This window comes from Arthrobacter tecti (assembly GCF_054511355.1).
The window spans coordinates 130,488-148,706 of sequence record NZ_JBTNCT010000003.1; the positions used below are offsets into that span (position 1 = coordinate 130,488).

17 protein-coding genes and 1 riboswitch are annotated in these 18,219 nt (G+C 62.5%); of the genes, 9 read left to right on the forward strand and 8 right to left on the reverse strand.

Annotated elements, in window-relative coordinates; genetic code table 11:
• Position 1 precedes the first annotated feature (1 nt).
• From ACX80C_RS05310 to ACX80C_RS05320, 3 genes are all read left to right on the forward strand, one after another.
• The gene (locus ACX80C_RS05310) at positions 2 to 1,468 is read left to right on the forward strand and encodes an ABC transporter ATP-binding protein (RefSeq protein ID WP_459325223.1); all 1,467 of its coding nucleotides are present in this window, start codon (positions 2 to 4) and stop codon (positions 1,466 to 1,468) included.
• Complete coding sequence (locus ACX80C_RS05315) at positions 1,465 to 2,262, forward strand: energy-coupling factor transporter transmembrane component T family protein (RefSeq protein WP_459325224.1); 798 nt, start codon at positions 1,465 to 1,467, stop codon at positions 2,260 to 2,262. The genes ACX80C_RS05310 and ACX80C_RS05315 overlap by 4 nt, the downstream gene beginning before the upstream one ends.
• A 124-nt stretch (positions 2,263 to 2,386) precedes the next feature.
• On the forward strand, positions 2,387 to 2,899 hold the full coding sequence (locus ACX80C_RS05320; protein ID WP_459325225.1) for a sigma-70 family RNA polymerase sigma factor: 513 nt from the start codon (positions 2,387 to 2,389) through the stop codon (positions 2,897 to 2,899).
• 5 nt (positions 2,900 to 2,904) lie between these two features.
• Here ACX80C_RS05320 and ACX80C_RS05325 read toward each other — a convergent pair whose 3' ends face one another.
• The 5 genes from ACX80C_RS05325 to pabB all read right to left on the reverse strand — a co-directional run bounded on the left by ACX80C_RS05325 (position 2,905) and on the right by pabB (position 8,672).
• A complete protein-coding gene (locus ACX80C_RS05325) occupies positions 2,905 to 3,477 on the reverse strand; it encodes a COG4315 family predicted lipoprotein (protein ID WP_459325226.1) in 573 nt (190 codons plus the stop codon).
• A gap of 132 nt (positions 3,478 to 3,609) precedes the next feature.
• A complete protein-coding gene (locus ACX80C_RS05330; RefSeq protein WP_459325227.1) occupies positions 3,610 to 4,896 on the reverse strand; it encodes an O-succinylhomoserine sulfhydrylase in 1,287 nt (428 codons plus the stop codon).
• Complete coding sequence (locus tag ACX80C_RS05335) at positions 4,889 to 5,329, reverse strand: rhodanese-like domain-containing protein (protein ID WP_459325228.1); 441 nt, start codon at positions 5,327 to 5,329, stop codon at positions 4,889 to 4,891. Before ACX80C_RS05335 ends, ACX80C_RS05330 begins: the two co-directional genes overlap by 8 nt.
• A 6-nt stretch (positions 5,330 to 5,335) precedes the next feature.
• A riboswitch (SAM riboswitch) is annotated at positions 5,336 to 5,462 on the reverse strand.
• 152 nt (positions 5,463 to 5,614) lie between these two features.
• On the reverse strand, positions 5,615 to 6,484 hold the full coding sequence (locus ACX80C_RS05340; protein ID WP_459325229.1) for an aminodeoxychorismate lyase: 870 nt from the start codon (positions 6,482 to 6,484) through the stop codon (positions 5,615 to 5,617).
• Positions 6,485 to 6,635: 151 nt separating this feature from the next.
• On the reverse strand, positions 6,636 to 8,672 hold the full coding sequence (pabB, locus tag ACX80C_RS05345; protein ID WP_459325231.1) for an aminodeoxychorismate synthase component I: 2,037 nt from the start codon (positions 8,670 to 8,672) through the stop codon (positions 6,636 to 6,638).
• Between the two features lie 82 nt (positions 8,673 to 8,754).
• Between pabB and ACX80C_RS05350 the strand changes: the two genes are divergently transcribed.
• Positions 8,755 to 8,925, forward strand: coding sequence for a hypothetical protein (locus tag ACX80C_RS05350; protein WP_459325232.1), 171 nt, complete (start codon positions 8,755 to 8,757; stop codon positions 8,923 to 8,925).
• Complete coding sequence (locus ACX80C_RS05355; RefSeq protein WP_459325233.1) at positions 8,910 to 9,089, forward strand: transposase; 180 nt, start codon at positions 8,910 to 8,912, stop codon at positions 9,087 to 9,089. Before ACX80C_RS05350 ends, ACX80C_RS05355 begins: the two co-directional genes overlap by 16 nt.
• On the opposite strand, the gene ACX80C_RS05360 is transcribed toward ACX80C_RS05355, so the two are convergent.
• The 3 genes from ACX80C_RS05360 to xylA form a co-directional block, all read right to left on the reverse strand.
• Positions 9,073 to 9,267 (reverse strand): hypothetical protein, encoded by a 195-nt coding sequence (locus ACX80C_RS05360; RefSeq protein ID WP_459325234.1) that lies wholly within the window; start codon positions 9,265 to 9,267, stop codon positions 9,073 to 9,075. The genes ACX80C_RS05355 and ACX80C_RS05360 overlap by 17 nt on opposite strands.
• Before the next feature lie 349 nt (positions 9,268 to 9,616).
• Positions 9,617 to 11,029 (reverse strand): xylulokinase, encoded by a 1,413-nt coding sequence (xylB, locus tag ACX80C_RS05365; protein WP_459325235.1) that lies wholly within the window; start codon positions 11,027 to 11,029, stop codon positions 9,617 to 9,619.
• Between the two features lie 70 nt (positions 11,030 to 11,099).
• The gene (xylA, locus tag ACX80C_RS05370) at positions 11,100 to 12,290 is read right to left on the reverse strand and encodes a xylose isomerase (protein WP_459325236.1); all 1,191 of its coding nucleotides are present in this window, start codon (positions 12,288 to 12,290) and stop codon (positions 11,100 to 11,102) included.
• 892 nt (positions 12,291 to 13,182) lie between these two features.
• Here xylA and ACX80C_RS05375 point away from each other — a divergent pair.
• The 4 genes from ACX80C_RS05375 to ACX80C_RS05390 all read left to right on the forward strand — a co-directional run bounded on the left by ACX80C_RS05375 (position 13,183) and on the right by ACX80C_RS05390 (position 18,113).
• The gene (locus ACX80C_RS05375) at positions 13,183 to 14,775 is read left to right on the forward strand and encodes a sugar ABC transporter ATP-binding protein (protein WP_459325237.1); all 1,593 of its coding nucleotides are present in this window, start codon (positions 13,183 to 13,185) and stop codon (positions 14,773 to 14,775) included.
• Complete coding sequence (locus ACX80C_RS05380; protein ID WP_459325238.1) at positions 14,772 to 15,830, forward strand: ABC transporter permease; 1,059 nt, start codon at positions 14,772 to 14,774, stop codon at positions 15,828 to 15,830. Before ACX80C_RS05375 ends, ACX80C_RS05380 begins: the two co-directional genes overlap by 4 nt.
• 3 nt (positions 15,831 to 15,833) lie before the next feature.
• Entirely contained in the window at positions 15,834 to 16,871 is a 1,038-nt protein-coding gene (locus ACX80C_RS05385) for an ABC transporter permease (protein WP_459325239.1), read from the forward strand.
• Positions 16,872 to 16,943: 72 nt separating this feature from the next.
• Positions 16,944 to 18,113: a sugar ABC transporter substrate-binding protein gene (locus tag ACX80C_RS05390; protein WP_459325241.1), complete on the forward strand. Its 1,170-nt coding sequence runs from the start codon at positions 16,944 to 16,946 to the stop codon at positions 18,111 to 18,113.
• The last annotated feature ends 106 nt before the right edge of the window (positions 18,114 to 18,219 follow it).

Below are 18,219 nucleotides of genomic sequence, written 5' to 3' on the forward strand. Positions count from 1 at the left end.
GGTGGGCGCATCCATTTCAGCCAGCGGGTGGGGCTGGCGGCATCCCGGCCGCAACCGCTGGGCTGTGCGGGACATTGATCTACGTATCGAGCCCGGTGAACGCGTACTGCTGCTCGGTGCGTCCGGAGCCGGAAAGTCCACGCTCCTGCATGGCCTGGCAGGTGTGCTGGGAGATCAGGATGAAGGGGAGCAGTCCGGCGAGCTGACGATCGACGGCAACAACCCGGCTGATGTGCGCGGTCGGTCAGGCCTCGTGCTGCAGGACCCCGACACCCAGCTGGTCCTTGCACGGGTGGGGGACGAGGTGGCATTCGGCGCCGAAAACCTGGCCGTACCGCGCGAGGAGATCTGGCCGCGGGTCACCCACGCACTGGACGACGTCGGCCTCGACGTCCCCCTCAACCACCCCACGACGGCGCTCTCCGGCGGGCAGAAGCAGCGGCTCGCCCTGGCCGCAGTGCTTGCCATGCAGCCCGGGCTTCTGCTGCTCGATGAGCCGACCGCCAACCTGGACCCTGCCGGCGTGCTGGAGGTGAGGGACGCCGTCGTACGCGTCCTTGACCGTACCGGCGCCACGCTCGTGGTGGTGGAACACCGTGTGGAGGTGTGGGCCGACGTCGTCGACCGCATCGTGGTGCTCGACTCGAACGGCGGCATCCTCGCGGATGGAAGTCCCGACGTCGTCCTTCAGCAGCAGCGCACCCGCGACCGCCTCATCGAAGCCGGTGTGTGGGTGCCGGGCCACCATCCGGCCTTGCCATTGCTGGAATCGAACGCCGGGGCGGACCTGCTCGAGGCCCGTAGCCTTTCGGTGGCGCGGGCAAAACGCGGACCGACAGTGCTCGACGGCGTGGAACTCACCCTCCAGGCCGGTGCTGCGCTCAGCGTGCTCGGCCCGAACGGAGCGGGCAAGTCAACGCTCGCGCTCACGCTGGCCGGGCTGCTCCGGCCGCGCGGCGGAACCCTCTCGGCGCTTGATCCGCTTTCACGCGGCGCCGGGGAGAAGCCGCACGAGTGGAAGTCGGCCGAGCTGGTCAGCCGGATCGGCACGGTCTTCCAGGAGCCCGAACACCAGTTCCTCACCCACACGGTGCTTGAGGAACTTGAGTTCGGGCCGCGCCGGGTCGCGCGCTTTGAGGAGGCAGAGGTACGACGCCGGGTGGACCCGATCGCTGAACGGTTGCGCCTGACCGGGCTGCTCAAGGCCAACCCCTTCACGCTCTCGGGCGGTGAGAAGCGGCGTCTCTCGGTTGCCTCGATGCTCGCCGGCAGCCCCGACATCCTCATCCTCGATGAGCCCACCTTCGGCCAGGACGCGAACACGTGGGCGGAACTGGTGGCACTGCTCGCCGAAGAGATAGCGGGCGGAACCAGCGTCGTGTCGGTCACCCACGACCGCGACTTCACAGCCGCGTTGGGGTCCCGCACGTTTGTGGTCGGCGGATCCGCTGTGAAGGTGTCAGCATGAGCACGGATGTCCTCACCCCGGAACTGACCGGGCGGCTGCTTCCGAAAGCCAACCCGCTCTCCAAGTTGTTCGCGGCAACCCTGATCACGGTGGTCGTGATGCTCAGCGTGGACTGGGCGAGCGCCGGCGTCGTACTCCTCAGCGAACTCCTGCTGCTGCCCCTGCTGGGGATCAGCGCGCGGAAGCTGTTCTTCCGCGCCTGGCCGTTTGTGGTTGCAGCGGCTGTCGGGGCGTACGGAACTGCGCTGCTGGCCGAGAAGACCGGCCGCGTGCTGTTCGAAGCCGGTCCAGTCCTGTTCACCGAGGACTCGGTCAACGCCGGGCTGGCGATCGGACTCCGGGCACTGGCCATTGCACTGCCGGGCCTGTTCCTGCTCACCACCACCGACCCCACCGATCTCGCGGACGCCCTGGCGCAACGGCTCAAGGCGCCGCACCGGTTTGTCCTCGGGGCGCTCGCCGGGATGCGGCTCGTCGGGCTTCTGTTCGAGGAATGGCGCACGCTCGGCCTCGCCCGTCACGCCCGCGGCGTGGGCCACGAGGGGAATCCGGCGGCACGATTCGGGAACTTCCTCGGGCAAGCCTTCGGGCTCATGGTTCAGGCCATCCGAAGGGCCACCCGGTTGGCTGTGGCGATGGAGGCCCGCGGTTTCGGGGCCGGCCCGCGCACTTGGGCGAGGGAGAGCACCTTCAGCAGGATCGATGTCGGAGTTGCACTGTGCGGTCTGTTGATTGCGGCTGTTGCGGTGACCGCTGCCGTGGTGGCGGGCACTTGGAACTTCATCCTCGGCTAGGACAGTCCCTGTTCGGATTGCCCGTGCAGGTGCATCATGAGAGGAGGCCGCAGGCTTTTCCCAACCTCGCCGCGCATGAATAGGTTGTGGATGGTCCAGCAGAGTCCAGGGGCGGGAACCGACGATGGGCAATGGTCAGGCAGATTGGCTGAGCAGCATCAACGACAATCACCTGCGCGCCTTGAGGGGATTCGTCCGGAGGCTCACTGGAGACGCTTTCCTTGTCGACGAGGTAGTGCAGCTCACCCTGCTGCGTGCCTGGGAGCATCCGGTCACGCGGGGGCACACCGAAATGGAAATCCGCGCATGGCTGTTCGCGGTCGCGCGGAATGTGCTGGTGGATTCCTTTCGTTCCGCCTTCCGCCGGCATGAGTTCGACGTTGACGTGCTGCCGGAAACGGCCTCGAACGACGACGTCGAGCAACTGCTCACCTCATGGCTCGTCTCCGATGCACTCAGCGAACTGACGCCCGAGCATCGCGACGTGGTCCTGCATTTCTACTTCCGCGGCGAAACCACAGCCGAGATTTCACGTGCCCTCGCCATCCCTGAGGGCACCGTGAAATCCCGTCTTCACTATGCACTGCGGTCCATGAAAGCTGCGCTGCTCGCCCGGGACGTGGTGTCGGGAAGCTAGGGCGGCTACTGGATCATGGTGCCATCCGGGGCAACCACGTACCAGACTTCGTTGACGCCCTGGCCGTTGGTGTCTCCGGGGGCCTCGTCGTTGGCGAAGTAGTAAATCGGCATACCGTTGATGGTCACCTGCAGTTCGCCGTCGGGTGTTTCGATGGTGCCCAGTTCGCCGGTGACTCCTTCCGCCTCAGGCGTCTCGCTGTCAGTGAGTACCGGCGGCCACGCCTCCAGGCACCCTCCCTCACAAGCGCTGACGCCGGAGTCCGCCTCATCGTTGGTGAAGTAGTAGACCACCATTCCTTCGGCGTCGACAACCACTTCACCGAGGTCCGTCTCAGCGATCCCGAGCGGCGTGCCCATGGTTCCACCGGCCTCCCCGCCTTCGGTCGGCTCCTCACTCGTGGGCTCCTCGGACGGCTCCTCACTCGTAGGCTCCTCGGACGGCTCCTCGCTGGTGGGCTCCTCGGCCGCGGGAGCGCTGGTGGGCTCCTCGGAAGGCGAATCGGAGGAACCGCAGCCGGTCAGCGCCAGAAGACAAATGGCGACGACGGCGAACAGGACGCGCATTGCTTTACTCATGTTGATACCTCCCGTGATCACCCCACGGACACCCGGGGGATGGGAGCGGCCACTCGACCCCTCTGCTCTCTAGACGCGGGCAAGGGCCGAAATGGTTCAACGCTGAGACAAATTCACAGCCGAATCACAGCTTCAGGACGCGGCGAGCGCCTTTCCGAGGTCGTTCTGCAGGTCGGTGACGTCCTCAAGGCCGACCGACAACCGGATCACGCCGTCGGACAGCCCGATCGCGGCGCGTCCTTCCGGGCCCATGGCACGGTGGGTGGTGGTCGCAGGATGGGTGATCAGGCTCTTGGAGTCGCCGAGATTGTTCGAGATATCGATGATGTCGAGGGCATCCAGCAGCGCGAACGCGGTTTCCTTGGCGCGGCCAGCCGGTGCATTCAGCTCGAACGTAAGCACGGTGCCGCCGCCGGACATCTGCGACGCTGCGAGACTGAACTGCGGGTGCGATTCCAGCAACGGATACCGTACCCAGTTCACAGCGGGCTGTGCCTCCAACCAGCGTGCGAGCGTCAAAGCTGAGGAGGAGGAGTGGTTCACGCGAAGCGACAGCGTTTCCAGTCCCTTCAGCAGCGTCCACGCGTTGAATGAGGACAGCGCGGGTCCGGTATGGCGCATCAGCGTCTTGACCGGCCCCTCGATGAACTCTTTCCGGCCGAGGATCGCCCCGCCAAGCACACGGCCCTGCCCGTCCATGTGTTTGGTTCCGGAGTAGACGACGACGTCGGCACCGAGTTCGGTGCACCGTTGCAGCAGCGGGGTGGCGAACACGTTGTCCACCACCACCTGCGCGCCTGCGGCATGCCCGAGTTCGACGACGGCCCGGATGTCCACGATCTCCTGCATCGGGTTCGACGGCGATTCGAAGAACACCGCCGTGGTGGGAACACTCAGTGCCTCTTCCCATTGGGCAAGGTCCCAGCCGTCCACGAAGACCGTTTCGACGCCCCAGCGCGGCAGGATCTCGTTCAGGATCACAAAACAGGACCCGAACAGGCTGCGTGAGGCCACCACCCGGTCGCCGCTGGCCAACAACGCCCCGAGCGCGGTGAAAACGGCTGACATGCCGCTCGCCGTGGCGAAGCAGGCTTCCGCACCTTCGAGCAGCCGCAGACGTTCCTGGAACATTGCGACGGTGGGGTTGCCGTACCGGGAGTAGACGAACCGGTCCACATCGCCGGTGAACGCAGCCTCGGCAGCGGCGGCGGAGGAGTACACGAATCCTGAGTTCAGGAACAGTGCCTCCGACGTCTCCTCGAAATTCGAACGGGCTAGCCCGCCGCGCACGGCGAGGGTGTCGGCCGCCCAGGCGGCGACGTCGTCGTCCGGCCGCTGGACAACGGGGTAGCCGCCATTGCCGGGGATCGGCTCGGAAGGGGTTGCGGGGGAGAACGACGACGGCGTGGACTCAGTCATCTGCCTTCCCTTCCTTGACCCCGGCGGACCGGGCATGAACGGTGGTCGCCAGACCGCTGGCGCGCCAGCCGCCGTCAGCTTCGAAACCGTGGAGCACGTTATAGACCGTGTGACCTGCGGCAGTGGCACTCTGCGCTGCTGCGACCGAGCGGACTCCGGAACGGCAGATGAACAGCAGTTCGCGGCCCTTGAGGCCGTCCAGCTGGGAAACGAAAGACTGGTTCCGAGTGCCATCTGTTCGGTTCCACTCGAGGAACAGGGGAACGGTCCCGGCGTCGGTGAGGTCCGGGACGCCTACCGTACGCCACTCTTCGACGGTGCGGACGTCAACCAGGACGGCACCCTTGCTGACGCGCTCCACCGCCTGACGGGGTGTGATGTCACCGGCGTAACCGTTGGCGGGCCGGGGCGTATGTGCTGACTGTTGTGACACTGTGTCTCCTCACGCGTGCACGCTGTTGATCCTTGGAAAGCTGATCCTTGTGCCGAGTATTCACCTGAGGCACCCCGCCGTGATAGAGGGTTGCCGGCCAGCAAGTCAGGGCTTGGCGCTGGCGCTCGTTACTCCCGACTGAACGTAGCACCGGCTCCGGCGACTCTGCCACGCGCCGTCGTAATGTGCAGTAATGCGGCGTCGCCTGTCCGCAAAAGTGCCGCTGTTGCGCGGGTTCGTGGTGACGTCCCCACGATCCTGCGAATCGTCGGCGCGTTTGTGGGGCTAGGAGACGGATTCCACGAGTGCAGACAGCTCGGCCGTGAGGTCCGGCGACATGGTTACACGTTTGCCGTCGAGCGATTCGACCTCCGCCAGGAGCCGCACGCTCGAGATCAGCCACACGCCGTCCGATGCGAAGAGGTCGGCCGGGATCAGCGGCCCGTAGCCGAGTTCCCAACCGGCGTCGCGTGCTGCAGCGAACAGTGCGCCCTGCGAGGTTCCGGCAAGGATCCCGCTCTCCAGTTGCGGCGTGATCAGGTGTTTGACGCCGTCGATCACGCGGGCGATGAGGACGGTTGACGTGGGTCCCTCCAGCACCTTGCCGTCCGAGGAGGTGAAGATGACGTCATCCGCACCCTGCGACTTGGCGTAGCGCAGGGCCGCCATGTTGACTGCGTAGGAGAGGGTCTTCGCGCCCATGAGCAGCCAGGGGGCGCGCTGGGCAACAGCGCTGTCGTAGCCGCGGTCGAGGAGCAGGACGGCGAGGCGTTTGCCCCGAAGGCCCTTCGGAACAGGGGACACCTGGACCCAGGCGGTGGCTTCCGTGCCGCCCTCGACGCTCGCTTCAACCCCACGGATCGCGACGAGCTTGACCACGAGTTCGCCGTCGTCGTCCGTTTCCTGCAGCGCCGTGCCGATGGCACGTTCCCACGCGTCCGAGACTGGGACTTTCAGTTCCAGCGCCTCCGCCGATGCCGCCAGCCGGGCCAGATGCGCCTGCAGCTTGCGGGGTGTGCGGTTGACCGCGAGCATCGTCTCGAAGATCCCGTCCCCGCGGGTGATGCCGGTGTCGGTAACTTTCAGCTGGGGGTGGGAGGCATCGGCGATGCGGCCGTCAGGCATCGCGGGGTCCAGGAACACCAGAACTGTCATGGGGTCAAGCCTAGTGCGGCGAGGGCCCCGCGCCGAGCGCCGGCGAGGTGGGAAAACCAGGACGCGCGTAGTGCCGGAAACCCCTGATCGAGCGGGCGATGACAACGGATTCGCGATCGATACCCGTCCGCAGCGCCCGCTCGAGGGAGGCTCACTCCGGGAACGTCGAGCCCAGCGCCGAGAGCACCCCGAATGCCTTGGTGCGCACTTCGTCCCACTCCTCGGCGGGGTCCGAGTCGGACGTGATGGCCCCGCCCACGCCGAGCGTGAGCCGGGTGCCGTCGTCGTCGTTCTCCATCACAAGGGTGCGGATGACGACGGCGAGATCTGCCGCCCCATCCAGCGAGAAGTACCCCGCGGCACCTGAATACACCCCGCGCGGCGCAGCTTCGAGCCGGTCGAGGATGGCCATGGTGCTGATCTTCGGTGCGCCTGTCATGGATCCGGCGGGGAAGGCCGCTGCCACCGCCTCCGCGCGTGACGATCCTGGCCGGAGCCGCGCGTCGATCGTGCTGACCATCTGGTGCACGGTTGCGTAGGTTTCGATGTCGCACAGGCGGCTGACCATGACCGTTCCCGGGACCGCAAGGTGGGAGAGGTCGTTGCGCAGCAGGTCCACGATCATGATGTTCTCGGCGCGGTCCTTGGTGCTGGTCTGCAGCTCCGCCCTCAAAGCGGAGTCTTCAGCGGGATCAGTGGAGCGGCGGCGCGTGCCCTTGATGGGCTCGGCGCGCATGCCGCCGCCTGAATCGAGCCGCAGGAAACGTTCCGGCGACGTACTGGCAATCGCGAATCCAGGAAACGCGAAGTAGTGCGCAAATGGTGCGGGACTGGTATTTCGAAGCCGAAGGTAGGTCTCCAGCGGATCCATCGCCTGGGATCGCGCCGTCAAGGCCGTGGTCAGGCATACCTCGTAGGAGTTGCCGTCCGCGATTTCCGCCTTCGCTTCCCGGATTTTCGCGAGGTACTCCTCGCGGGTGTCCCTGACTGTGAATTCCGGTACGGGCAGTGGCGCTGGGGTATCCAGCGGCACAGCGCTTTCCAGTGCGACGGCGCGCGCGCGTTCCAGCCAGGCGTCGGTTTCGGGGTCACGGGAACCGTCGCGGAGCGTCAGGAGGTACACACGCCGATCTTCGTGATCCATTACGACGGCGCGGCCCGCGAACAGGAGTGCGGCGTCCGGCAGTGAGCCGGTACTGACGATGCGACCACCGGTTTCGCGTTTGAGTTCGTACCCGAGATAGCCCAGCCAGCCGAGCGCGAACGGGCCCGGATAGTCCGACGGCGGACGGACGGCACGCCGACCCCACACCCCGTCCAGCCAGCGGAAGAAGGGCCCGGCGCTTCTCGCGGTGACCGGGCCGCTGCTCACGCGGGTGATGCCGTCGGTGTGCTCTGCAACCTGTCCGAAGCGGCCGCCGTCGTCGGCCAGGACCGAAAAGCGGCTCCGGTCCCGCGGGTCTTCCAGCGTGGAGCTGTCCAGCCAGGCGGCCGCGTTGGACGCCCCGTAGATGCCGGCGAACAGCTCGGCTCCGTCCGGGTAGGCGTCCACAGTCTCCACCTGCAGCGTGAGGCCACGCCGGGCGGCACGCTCCATCGACATCAAGGACTCACATTGCGGAAGGCCGGTCAGGGCAAGCCGCACGCGTTGCGGAAGTGAGTCTGCCGTGTGGCCGTGCACCAGGATGTCCGCACCAGCGGACGGATTGTCGGCGCGTAGCCACCGCTCCTCCTGGTCAGCCCAGCGCTGCCAGAAAGGGGCGTAGGCATCGCCGTCGCGGGTCAGCGCGCTGGTGCGGCGGACGTCGTCGTCGGCGTCGATCCAGATCGCCACGTCCAGCAGGTTCCGTGCGGCAGCGCAGGAGGCGCCAACCCCTTCCACGATCACAATGTCTGCAGGGTGGGTAAGCCGGGTGTCGCCGTCGTCGTTCTTTGTCCAGTCCCAGGCCGGCCACTGCGCGGTAGCTCCGGACGCAAGGGGAGTGAGCACGGAACGGACGTAGCGGTCCATTCCATCGGCCAGCCCGTCCCAGCCCGGATAGAGGTCCTCAAGGTGGAAGAGGCTGACGCTGTGGTGTTCGCGCAACAGGGTTGCAAGCTCAACGGCCAGCGAGGTTTTTCCCGCACCGGAACGGCCGTCAATGGCGATAACCAAAGGAACGATGGCGTGGGCGGCTCTAAGTGCCATGAGGGCTTTCGGTCTGGGTTCCGGGCGTTCTTACGAGAAGGCCAGCAGCGCGCCTACGGCTACAAATAGTAGGCCATACGTCATGTTGACCACTATTTGTCCAGAAATCGACTCACTGGCCGGCCAGATCAGCACCCTTACCGCCCGCATGGGCCAGTTGCTCGAAGACATCGTCACAACCGATAGCCCCACCACCGGCGGGCCGGACACCGTGGAACGCCTCGCCGAGGTCCCTGAATGGCCGCCCTCGTAGCTCAGAACATCCTCGCCGAAATCGGCCTGGACATGACCCGGTCTCCCACCACCGACCACCTGGTGTCCTGGGCGAAACTGTGCCCACGCACCATCCAGTCAGGCCCCGTGACCCAGGGCGGCAAGACCGGCAAGGGCAACCCCTACCTCAAGAGCGCTCGGTGAAGCCGCCGCCGCGGCCGCCAAAACCAACACTTTCCTCGGCGAACGCTACCGGCGCATCGTCAAATGCCGCGGCAAACTCAAAGCGCTCGTTGCGGTCGCCCGCTCCATCCTGGTCATCGTCTGGCGCTTGATCGCTGACCCGTCCGCCCGCTTCTGTGACCTCGGCTCCGACTACCACGCCAGCCGCATCATAAACGACGCGCTATCCGCAACCACGTCGCTCAGCTCGCCGCGATGGGCCACCACGTCAGCCTCCAACCCGCTGCCTGAACCAACACTCGCATCATCGTAACCAACCCGGCCCGGCAAACCCCACCGGGTCCTGCCGCCTGCAACTCACCTCTGGCGTATTTTGCGGTCAGTTCTTTGTGATAAAAGTCGCCGCGCCGGGCGAATCGGAAGTAGTACGGATCACAGGACTTTGAAGAGGCCCTGCTATTTGTCCTCTGCAGCCGAGCTGCCGACAGACCCACCCAGCCCGAGAATGTCACCCGGATTGTAGTAGGGGCCGGCACAGCCGCTGTGGGTCAGCGCAGGGCGGTGACCGAGGCGTACCTGCCGTACTGCTCGCGAATCACCTGTTGAGTATTCGCTGGGAGTTCGGTCACCGTGGATACGGGCCATTCCGGTTTCTTACCGGTTAACGCCCACGCCGCTTGTAGTGCTGCACCGTTCGCCACGTACTCGCTTGGGGTGGGCATGGTCACCGGGGAGTCGAAGACCTGGGCCGCGATGGCTTGGACAGCAGGGTTCTGTGCCGCGCCGCCGATCAACAGGACGCGTTCCTCGCGCACACCTACGCGGCGCACTTCGTCCAGTCCGGCGGCCAAACCGCACAGCATCCCTTCAATAGCCGCCCGCGCGATGTTCTGTCGCGATGACGAGGCTAAGGACAATCCGTAAAAGCTCGCTGTAGCATCAGGGTGGTTTGGAGTCCTCTCGCCTTCAAAATACGGAATGAGGACGACGCCGCCGGCCCCTGGTTCAGCGGCTAAGGCCAGCCCGGCCATCTCATCATTGTTCACACCGAGGATGCCGGAGATCGATGACAGGATTCTCGCGGCATTGAGGGTGACCGTAATTGGCAGAAAGCCACCGCTTGCGTCGGCGAAGCCGGCCACCGCACCTGTTGGGTCAGTGATCCGGTTATCCATCACCGAGAAGACTGTGCCGCTGGTGCCGATGGAAACCACAACGTCACCGCTTTGCGTGTTCAACCCCAATGCCGCCCCCGCGTTGTCACCGGCCCCGGCAGCGATCAAGATACCTTCGGGGGTGTTTCCGGCAGCCTCATTCGGACGGAGGATCCGGGGAAGGACCGCGGGATGACCGAGAGCCCGCTCGAACAGCTCAAGGTCATAACCATCCGTATCTGGGTTCCAGTAAGCGGTCCCGCTGGCATCGGAGCGATCGGTGGTCAGCTCGTCGAGTACTGGGCCATGTTCGCTCTCGGGCGACGGCCCGAAGCCACGCAGCCGCCAACTGAGCCAATCGTGGGGGAGCGCTACAGCCGCTACCCGCTGCGCATTCTCGGGCTCAAACTCGCGGAGCCATCGCAATTTAGCGGCGGTAAACGAGGCAACCGGTACAACGCCAGTCCGCTGCGCGTACGCTTCCGCTCCGAGCTCTTCTGTTAGATCCCGCGCGGCCTGGGCGCTCCTAGTGTCGTTCCAGAGCAGCGCGGGGCGGATTACGCGACCGTCCGAGTCAAGGGCCACCATTCCATGCTGTTGCCCACACACTGCGAGAGCCTCCACACCGTCGAGGCCACCGGCGGACCGGGTTGCGTTCTGCAATGCCAGCCACCACGCGTCAGGGTGCACCTCGGTCCCGAATGGATGGGAAGCGCGGCCCTCGGATACAACTGCTCCACTGTCGCTGTCTTTAATGACTAGCTTGCAGCTCTGCGTAGAGGAGTCCACTCCAGCAACCAACGTCATGATGCAGGCTCCTCGGTGGCCTCACAGGCCCGCCGCTCGGGAATCGGAGCCAACAGCGTCTCGGCCACGGTCAGCGAGCTCCCATCAGATGCTCAACCGCCAGCTGCTGAAGCCGAACAAAGCCAAATCCTTTGCCGTTGAAGTAGGCATCAGTACCGAAGTCCTCATACGCGCTGTGATCCGCAATGAGATCCTTATATGTCTCGCCTGAGAGGAGAGTGGGCTGCGCCAGCTCATCGACGCGTGAGGATACGAGCGCCTCCTGGACTGCGGGATCAGCCCGGAATTCGGCTGCGCGCTCCTTGAGGAGCAGGTACATCCTCATGTTCGCCGCGGCAGAGTCCCACACACCGGTGATGTCCTCGGTCCGCGATGGCTTGTAGTCGAAATGCCGGGGACCGTCATAGGCCGGCCCGCCATTGGGACCGCCGTTCTCCAAGAGATCAACCAGAGAGAAGGCGTTCTGAAGATCGCCATGGCCAAACACTAAATCCTGGTCGTACTTAATGCCGCGCTGGCCATTGAGATCGATATGGAAGAGCTTGTTTTGGTACAAGGCTTGGGCAATGCCTGCGGTGAAGTTCAGGCCCGCCATCTGCTCGTGGCCAACCTCGGGATTAACGCCGACCAGCTCGGGGCGCTCCAGCGTATTGATGAAGGCGATCGCGTGGCCGACCGTCGGGAGGAGGATATCGCCGCGCGGCTCATTGGGTTTCGGTTCGATCGCGAAACGCAGGTCGTAGAACTTGTCAGTTACGTAGTCGCTCAGCAGATTCAACGCCTCCCGGTATCGTTCCAGCGCGGAACGCACATCTTTCGCGGAGTCATACTCAGAGCCCTCCCGTCCGCCCCACATCACGAAGGTCTTCGCCCCTAGCTCTGCGGCGAGATCAATGTTCCGAAGGACTTTTCGCAGTGCGAAGCGCCGCACACCGCGGTCATTGGACGTGAAACCGCCGTCCTTGAAAACGGGCGCGCTGAAGAGATTGGTCGTGACCATGGGTACTTCCAGACCGGTGTCTTCCAGCGCACGCTTGAGCCTGTCCACCTGGCTTTGGCGGTGGGAAGTCGTGCTTCCGAAGGGGAACAGGTCGTCGTCATGGAACGTAAGCCCATAAGCACCGAGGTCTGACAGCCGATGGACTGCCTCCACAACGTCCAATTCGGGGCGTGTTGGACCGCCGAACGGGTCCGAACCGTTGTAGCCGATGGTCCATAGTCCGAAGGAGAATTTGTCGTCGCGTGTTGGCTGAGTTGCCATTGTGGGCTCCATATTCACGATGGGAGTAAAAAGTTATGTCTCTCAACATATTCCCTCACTCTGGATGCGTCAATGGTCAATCGGCGAGAATCTGTATATATAGAGGCGAGGGAGCCGCCCCCAGTAGCTAGAACGAGGCAGAGTTACCTTCACTACCGACGCGATGCGTGACTAACGGTCATATAAGTGGTTGCCTACAACATACGGCCAGGACTAGTACGGTGTGGGCGCAAGCACGGGAGTGCTCTGTTTAGCCGAAGGTCGTGGCCGAGACTCCTTGCATGACCCGGGACGAAGTTTCCCGCCGGAATGGCAAGTCGACCCGGGGGTCAGCGGCAGCCAGCGATCTTTTCATCGGTGGCGCATTCGACTGGCTAACCCCCGCCTTCCCTGTGCCATGGGCCACAGTTCCGTAAGGATTCGCGGTCAGGGACGGTGGACGGGGGCGTTTCGCCGGAAAAGTACGGTGCTTGTGGAATCTTCAAGTTTATTAAGTAGTGCGTGTCAACAAAGGATCGCATGGGAGAGCGCGGAATCAAGTAATGCAAGCCGGGGGGCGGTGGCGGGCGCGAGGTCGCAGAAGGGTGTGTCCACCGTCTGTGCGGCAGCGTCTGTGCACTTCCGCATCGTAGATGGCCGCCGGCAAGGTGCCCATGATCGCCTGCTTTCAGCTGATTCGGCCTTTTAACCGCTGGTGACGGAGAAGCGTGCGCCCTCTTGCGAAGACTGCGGGTGAATCGATTCCATCTCGCGAGTTGGTGCTGTTCTGGGCGTACCCATTGATTTTGTTGTTTACCCAGACTATATTGGCGGATACACGTATGGCGACGTGATGGAAGTCACCCCAACGTCCCGCAGTCACCATTTCAACGAGGAGAAGGAGCGATCGACTGTGACGCAACTCCCAAACGAAAACCCGCCAGCCGCTTACTTGCTGGACGTAGAGAACGTAGTCAAGCAATACCAGGGTGTGACGGCCCTCGATGGTGTGAATCTGAAGGTGGGCCAGTCAGAGATCCACGCTCTGCTTGGTGGGAACGGAGCGGGCAAGTCGACCATTATCAACGTTCTCTCAGGGGTTACCGTCCCCGACGCAGGGTCGATCAAGCTCGCCCGCGAAAAGATCAACATCCGCCGTCCCAGCGATGCGCTCGGATATGGGATCACCACTATCCACCAGGAGCTCTCCTTGGTTCCGGCGCTCACAACTCTGGACAACATCTTTCTTGGCCGCGAAATGAACTCCCGCATCCTTGGCCTCAATATGAAGCTTGATCGCCGCGCTATGCAAGAGAAGGTGCATACTCTCGCAGCGGAATTCGGTTTGTCCCGGGAAGACCTCCAGTTGCCCATTGAGGAGTTTGGTGCGCTCAAGAAGCGTGTGGTTGAGATTGTCAAGGCGCTTGCGTTTGACGCACGCGTACTCATCCTGGATGAACCTACGTCCGGCCTTGAGGAAGAGGAACGGTTAAACCTGTTTGGCCACATGCGTAAGCTGCGGGACCGTGGGGTCTCCTTGATCTGGGTGACACATCACCTCGAAGAGATCTTTGGCCTCGCCGATAAAGCAACTGTCTTCCGGGATGGAAAGGATGTGGGCAACGTTTCCGTTTCGGAGACAACGGTCGACCAGCTCCTCGAGATGATGTTTGGAGTCGCTGCGGTGGAGTTCGGCGCGACCGACCGCGACACCCCCCACGCGGACTCTATCGGAGCCGCAGGGGAAGAGATCCTACGAGTGTCCGGAGTGAACCGTGGGCACGTGCTTAAAGATATTTCCTTGTCCGTGAGGCAAGGCGAGATTCTTGGTATTTCAGGATTGGCGGGCGCCGGGCGAACTGAGCTGGCGCGCGCGATCATGGGAATAGACAAGATCTCAAGCGGGAGCATCCACCTTAATGGCCGTCCCGTCCGGCTACGCAACTCCAGTGCGGCTTACCGGCATGGCCTCGCTATGCTCCCTGAAGACCGAAAGCAATTGGGTATTCTCCCGGAGTTTTCGGTGGCCGAGAATATTTCCCTTGCAAGCCTGCCATCGGTTTCTAAATTCGGTTTCGTCATCAATGGGCGGAATGAGGAAAAGCAGGCGGATGACTACCGGAAGCGGCTCGCCATCAGGACGCCGGGTGTGAAGGAAAAAATCCGGAACCTGAGTGGAGGCAATCAGCAGAAGGCGATTGTTGCCCGCTGTCTGAACACCAAGCCAACGTTGCTGATCTTTGATGAGCCCACCCAGGGAATCGACGTGTCAGCCAAGGTGGAGGTGCACAACCTCATCCGCGACTTTGTGCGCAACGGCGGAGCAGCAATCGTCATCGCATCAGAAATCGCGGAACTCGTCGAATTGAGCCACCGTGTGGTCGTTATGAAAAAGGGTCGTCTAGTGGGTTCGGTCGAAAACCTGCCCGAGGCGCTCGCCAAAGGACGACTCGAATCCGTTAAGCACAAGCTACTTGCGCTCTCCGCAGGCAGGACTGAATCATGAATTTTCGAAGCTTCACTTCACGGGCCTTGTCCACCACCGGCGTTCCCATCCTTATTGCCCTCATCGTTGTTGTCATAGTTTTCCAGATCACGTCTCCGGTATTTCTCGAGCCGACCAGCGTGCGCAACTATGTCACCAACGCCATACCGATCCTCCTCATCACTGTTGGTGTTGCCATTGTCATTGTGGGCGGTGGAATCGACTTATCGGTGGGCACCGTCGCCGGGCTGAGTGCGGGCACCACCATGTGGGCGTTGGTCAATGGTGCTCCGACCTGGACAGGGGTTCTAGTGGGAGTGGGAACCGGTCTGGTGTTTGGCCTCTTCAACGGGTGGATGATCACCAAGTTTGGCATCAACGACTTTATCGTCACCTTGGCTACGCTGAACATAGCAGGTGGGCTGCTCATAGTCCTTACTCAACAGGTTCCACTGCAAGGGGTGACCACTCCGGGCTTCTCCGAGTTGGTCTACGGGAACTTCCTAGGCATCCCCAGCGCCTTCTGGATTGCGGCGGTTCTCTTTGTACTCATGCAGTTCTTCCTCATCAAGACTGTGTACGGCAGGCGCATTTTTGCGATTGGAATTGGTCCGGCAGCTGCGAACGTAGCCGGTGTCAACGTCAACCGGGTGCGATTGGGAACCTTCGTGATCTCTGGCCTGCTGGCCGGAGCGGCTGGCGTGCTGCTCGCCTCACGCCTCGGAGCGGTACAGGCCTTTCTAGGGAACGGCTACGAATTCACGGCCATAGCGGGCGCCGTGCTCGGCGGGGTTAGTCTCGCAGGCGGACGGGGCTCGGTCTGGGCAGCCGTGGTGGGCGGCCTGCTCTTGGCAACGCTGCAGCAGGGTCTCCGCCTAAACGGCGTGGATCCTGTCTACTTCAGCATTGTCACAGGCCTGTGCATTGTTGGCGGCGTTGTCTTTGACCGCAGAGTCCAGCAGTACGGGGTAAACGCCACTCGCCGAAAGAAACCCAATGCGAGTTCGGCAGTTCCTCCCACATCACGGGAGCCGGAGCCGGGGAACCAATTGCTTAATTCAGGGAAGAAGGACTGAACCGTGTCTGAAAGAACCACGCAGAAAAAGTTCACCTTGGCTGATCGGTTAACCTCCAGGCTGCTCGTGGATCCCACACTGGGCGTGCAGGCGATGCTTGTGCTCGCCTGCATCATAGCTGCCTTTATGCTTCCGGTGTTCCTCAACCCTTCCAACCTCTACAATCTCATCAACAGCAGTTTGACCGTCATGATCCTCGCCATGGGAATGACCGTGGTGCTGATCTCCGGTGGCATAGACCTCTCCATCGGAGCGGTAATGGCGCTTTGTGCAGGAGTCGCTGCCAAATGCATGACATTTGGGATGCCGCTGTTCGCCGCCTTTATTGCCGCTCTGCTCGTAGGAGCGCTTGTTGGAATTGGTAACGGGCTGCTCATTACCAAGGTCGGCCTCCCAGACTTCATTGCCACATTCGCGATGCTGGGCTTTGCCAGTGGAGTACTGTACATCTGGACTCAGGGCGTACCGATCATCGGTTACATGGTGCCGGAATTCTATGTGGTCGGCGGGCTAGACCCTCTGGCGGGATCAGTGACACTTCCGATGGTAGTGGCGCTCATCGTGGCGCTTGTTCTCGGGGGCATTCTCGGTTCCACGCGTCTCGGAACACACCTTTTCGCAGTGGGAAGCAGCCGAAGCGGCGCAATGCAGTCCGGTGTGCGCGTGGACCGGGTCCGTGTACTCGCCTACGTGATCAGCGGTCTCACCGCCGCTGTGGCAGGCATAATCATGGCGGGTAGAAACACGACCGTCCCCGCTGACCTCGGCACCGGATACGAAATTCAGGCCATCGCCGCCGCAATTATCGGTGGAGCTGCACTCAGTGGAGGCAGGGGCCGGATTCTTGGTGCGATTCTTGGAGCTGTCACGCTCGCCGCAACGGTCAACATCATTAATCTGGTGGGCGTTCCGTCCAGCTATCAGGACATTGTCATCGGCGCCATTCTCGTGTTCGCGGTGCTGGCAAACCGGATCAGCTCAATCGTCAACGCGAGAGTGCGTCAAAAGAAGGCGATCGCTTTGGAAGCGGCGACTGCTTAACAAAACGTCCACCGGGCTTCATCAAGGCCGGTACTCAATTGAAAAACATGGTTACCAAGAAGGAGAAAGAAAATGACTACAACCGACGTTACGCGACCTAGTAACCGTCGCCAAAGTAGGCGCGCGAGGTCAGCCATGCTGTCCGGGGTCTTCGCAGTGGCTTTGACGCTGACTGGCTGTACAACTGTCAACTCCTCGACCGAAACGGAAGGTGGCGGAAGCGGAACCACAACCGGATCAGCGGAAGACGCAGCCATCCGGGAGTTGGTGGACGGGAGAACTTTGACCGTTGGTTTCGCGCCGCCGATCCTTTCAGAGTTCTACACGCAGGTCGAAAAGGCCGCCTTCAACAAGATGAAAGAGTATGAGGACCGCTTCGGCGTCCAATGGGAGTGGGAGCGTCAAGGAGCGTTGACGGACAACCATTCCGGCACGGAAACTCTTGGAATAGTGCAGGGCTATATAGCCCGCGGATTCGATGCGGTGTTTGTCTGCTCCGCGGCGAACGCAGCAACCATGCAGGATCTGTACGCGCGGGGAAGCGAAGAAGGCGTGAACTTTTATCAGTTCAACTCCACGGAGGAACTTGATAATCCTTCACAGGTTGACGACCCCTCGGGCGGACTGGCCACAGTGTCCAACATCGGCTACGACGATCGTTGGCAGTCCGGCTACCTTGCTGGCAGGTACATTGCGGAGCAGCTCGGGGGTGAAGGTGAAGTCATTACGATCATGGGACCGTCCGGCTCGGACTGGACCGAGCTTCGTTCGCATGGCTTCCAAACGGCCATCGAAGAGTATCCAGGACTCACCATTGTTGGTACGGCAGATGGCGGCTATGTTCGGGATCAGGGTCTAACGGCAGCCCAGGACCTCCTCACAAGGTTTCCCGATGTGGACGCAATCTATGGTGAGAACGAGGACATGGCTCTAGGTGCCTCGCAGGCTATCGACGCTCGGGGATTGGAGCACTGGGACGGGGAGTCCGGGATTATCACAATTGGTGCGGATGGTCTCGTCTCCGGCATGGAAGCGATCAAGAACGGCACACTCACCGCGACGGTCGACGTAAACAGTGTGGAGATGGGCCACAGCATGATCGAGACGCTTTTCGCCCACGAAGTGCTCGGTCAGAAAGTCAACCAGTTCGTCCGGATTCCCACTGGGGTAGTAGACGAGTCCAACGTTGATTGGCATCTGTCCAAGATCCAAGGCGCGCTTCAGGGCCCGGGAAGCTACTAGGCGCCAAACCGAAGCACACATCTCCAATTGCAGGTCACTGCAAGACCGGGACCAGCCGGGATTGCAGTGACACGCCAGTGAGCAGTATCAAACAATACGCAGAAAG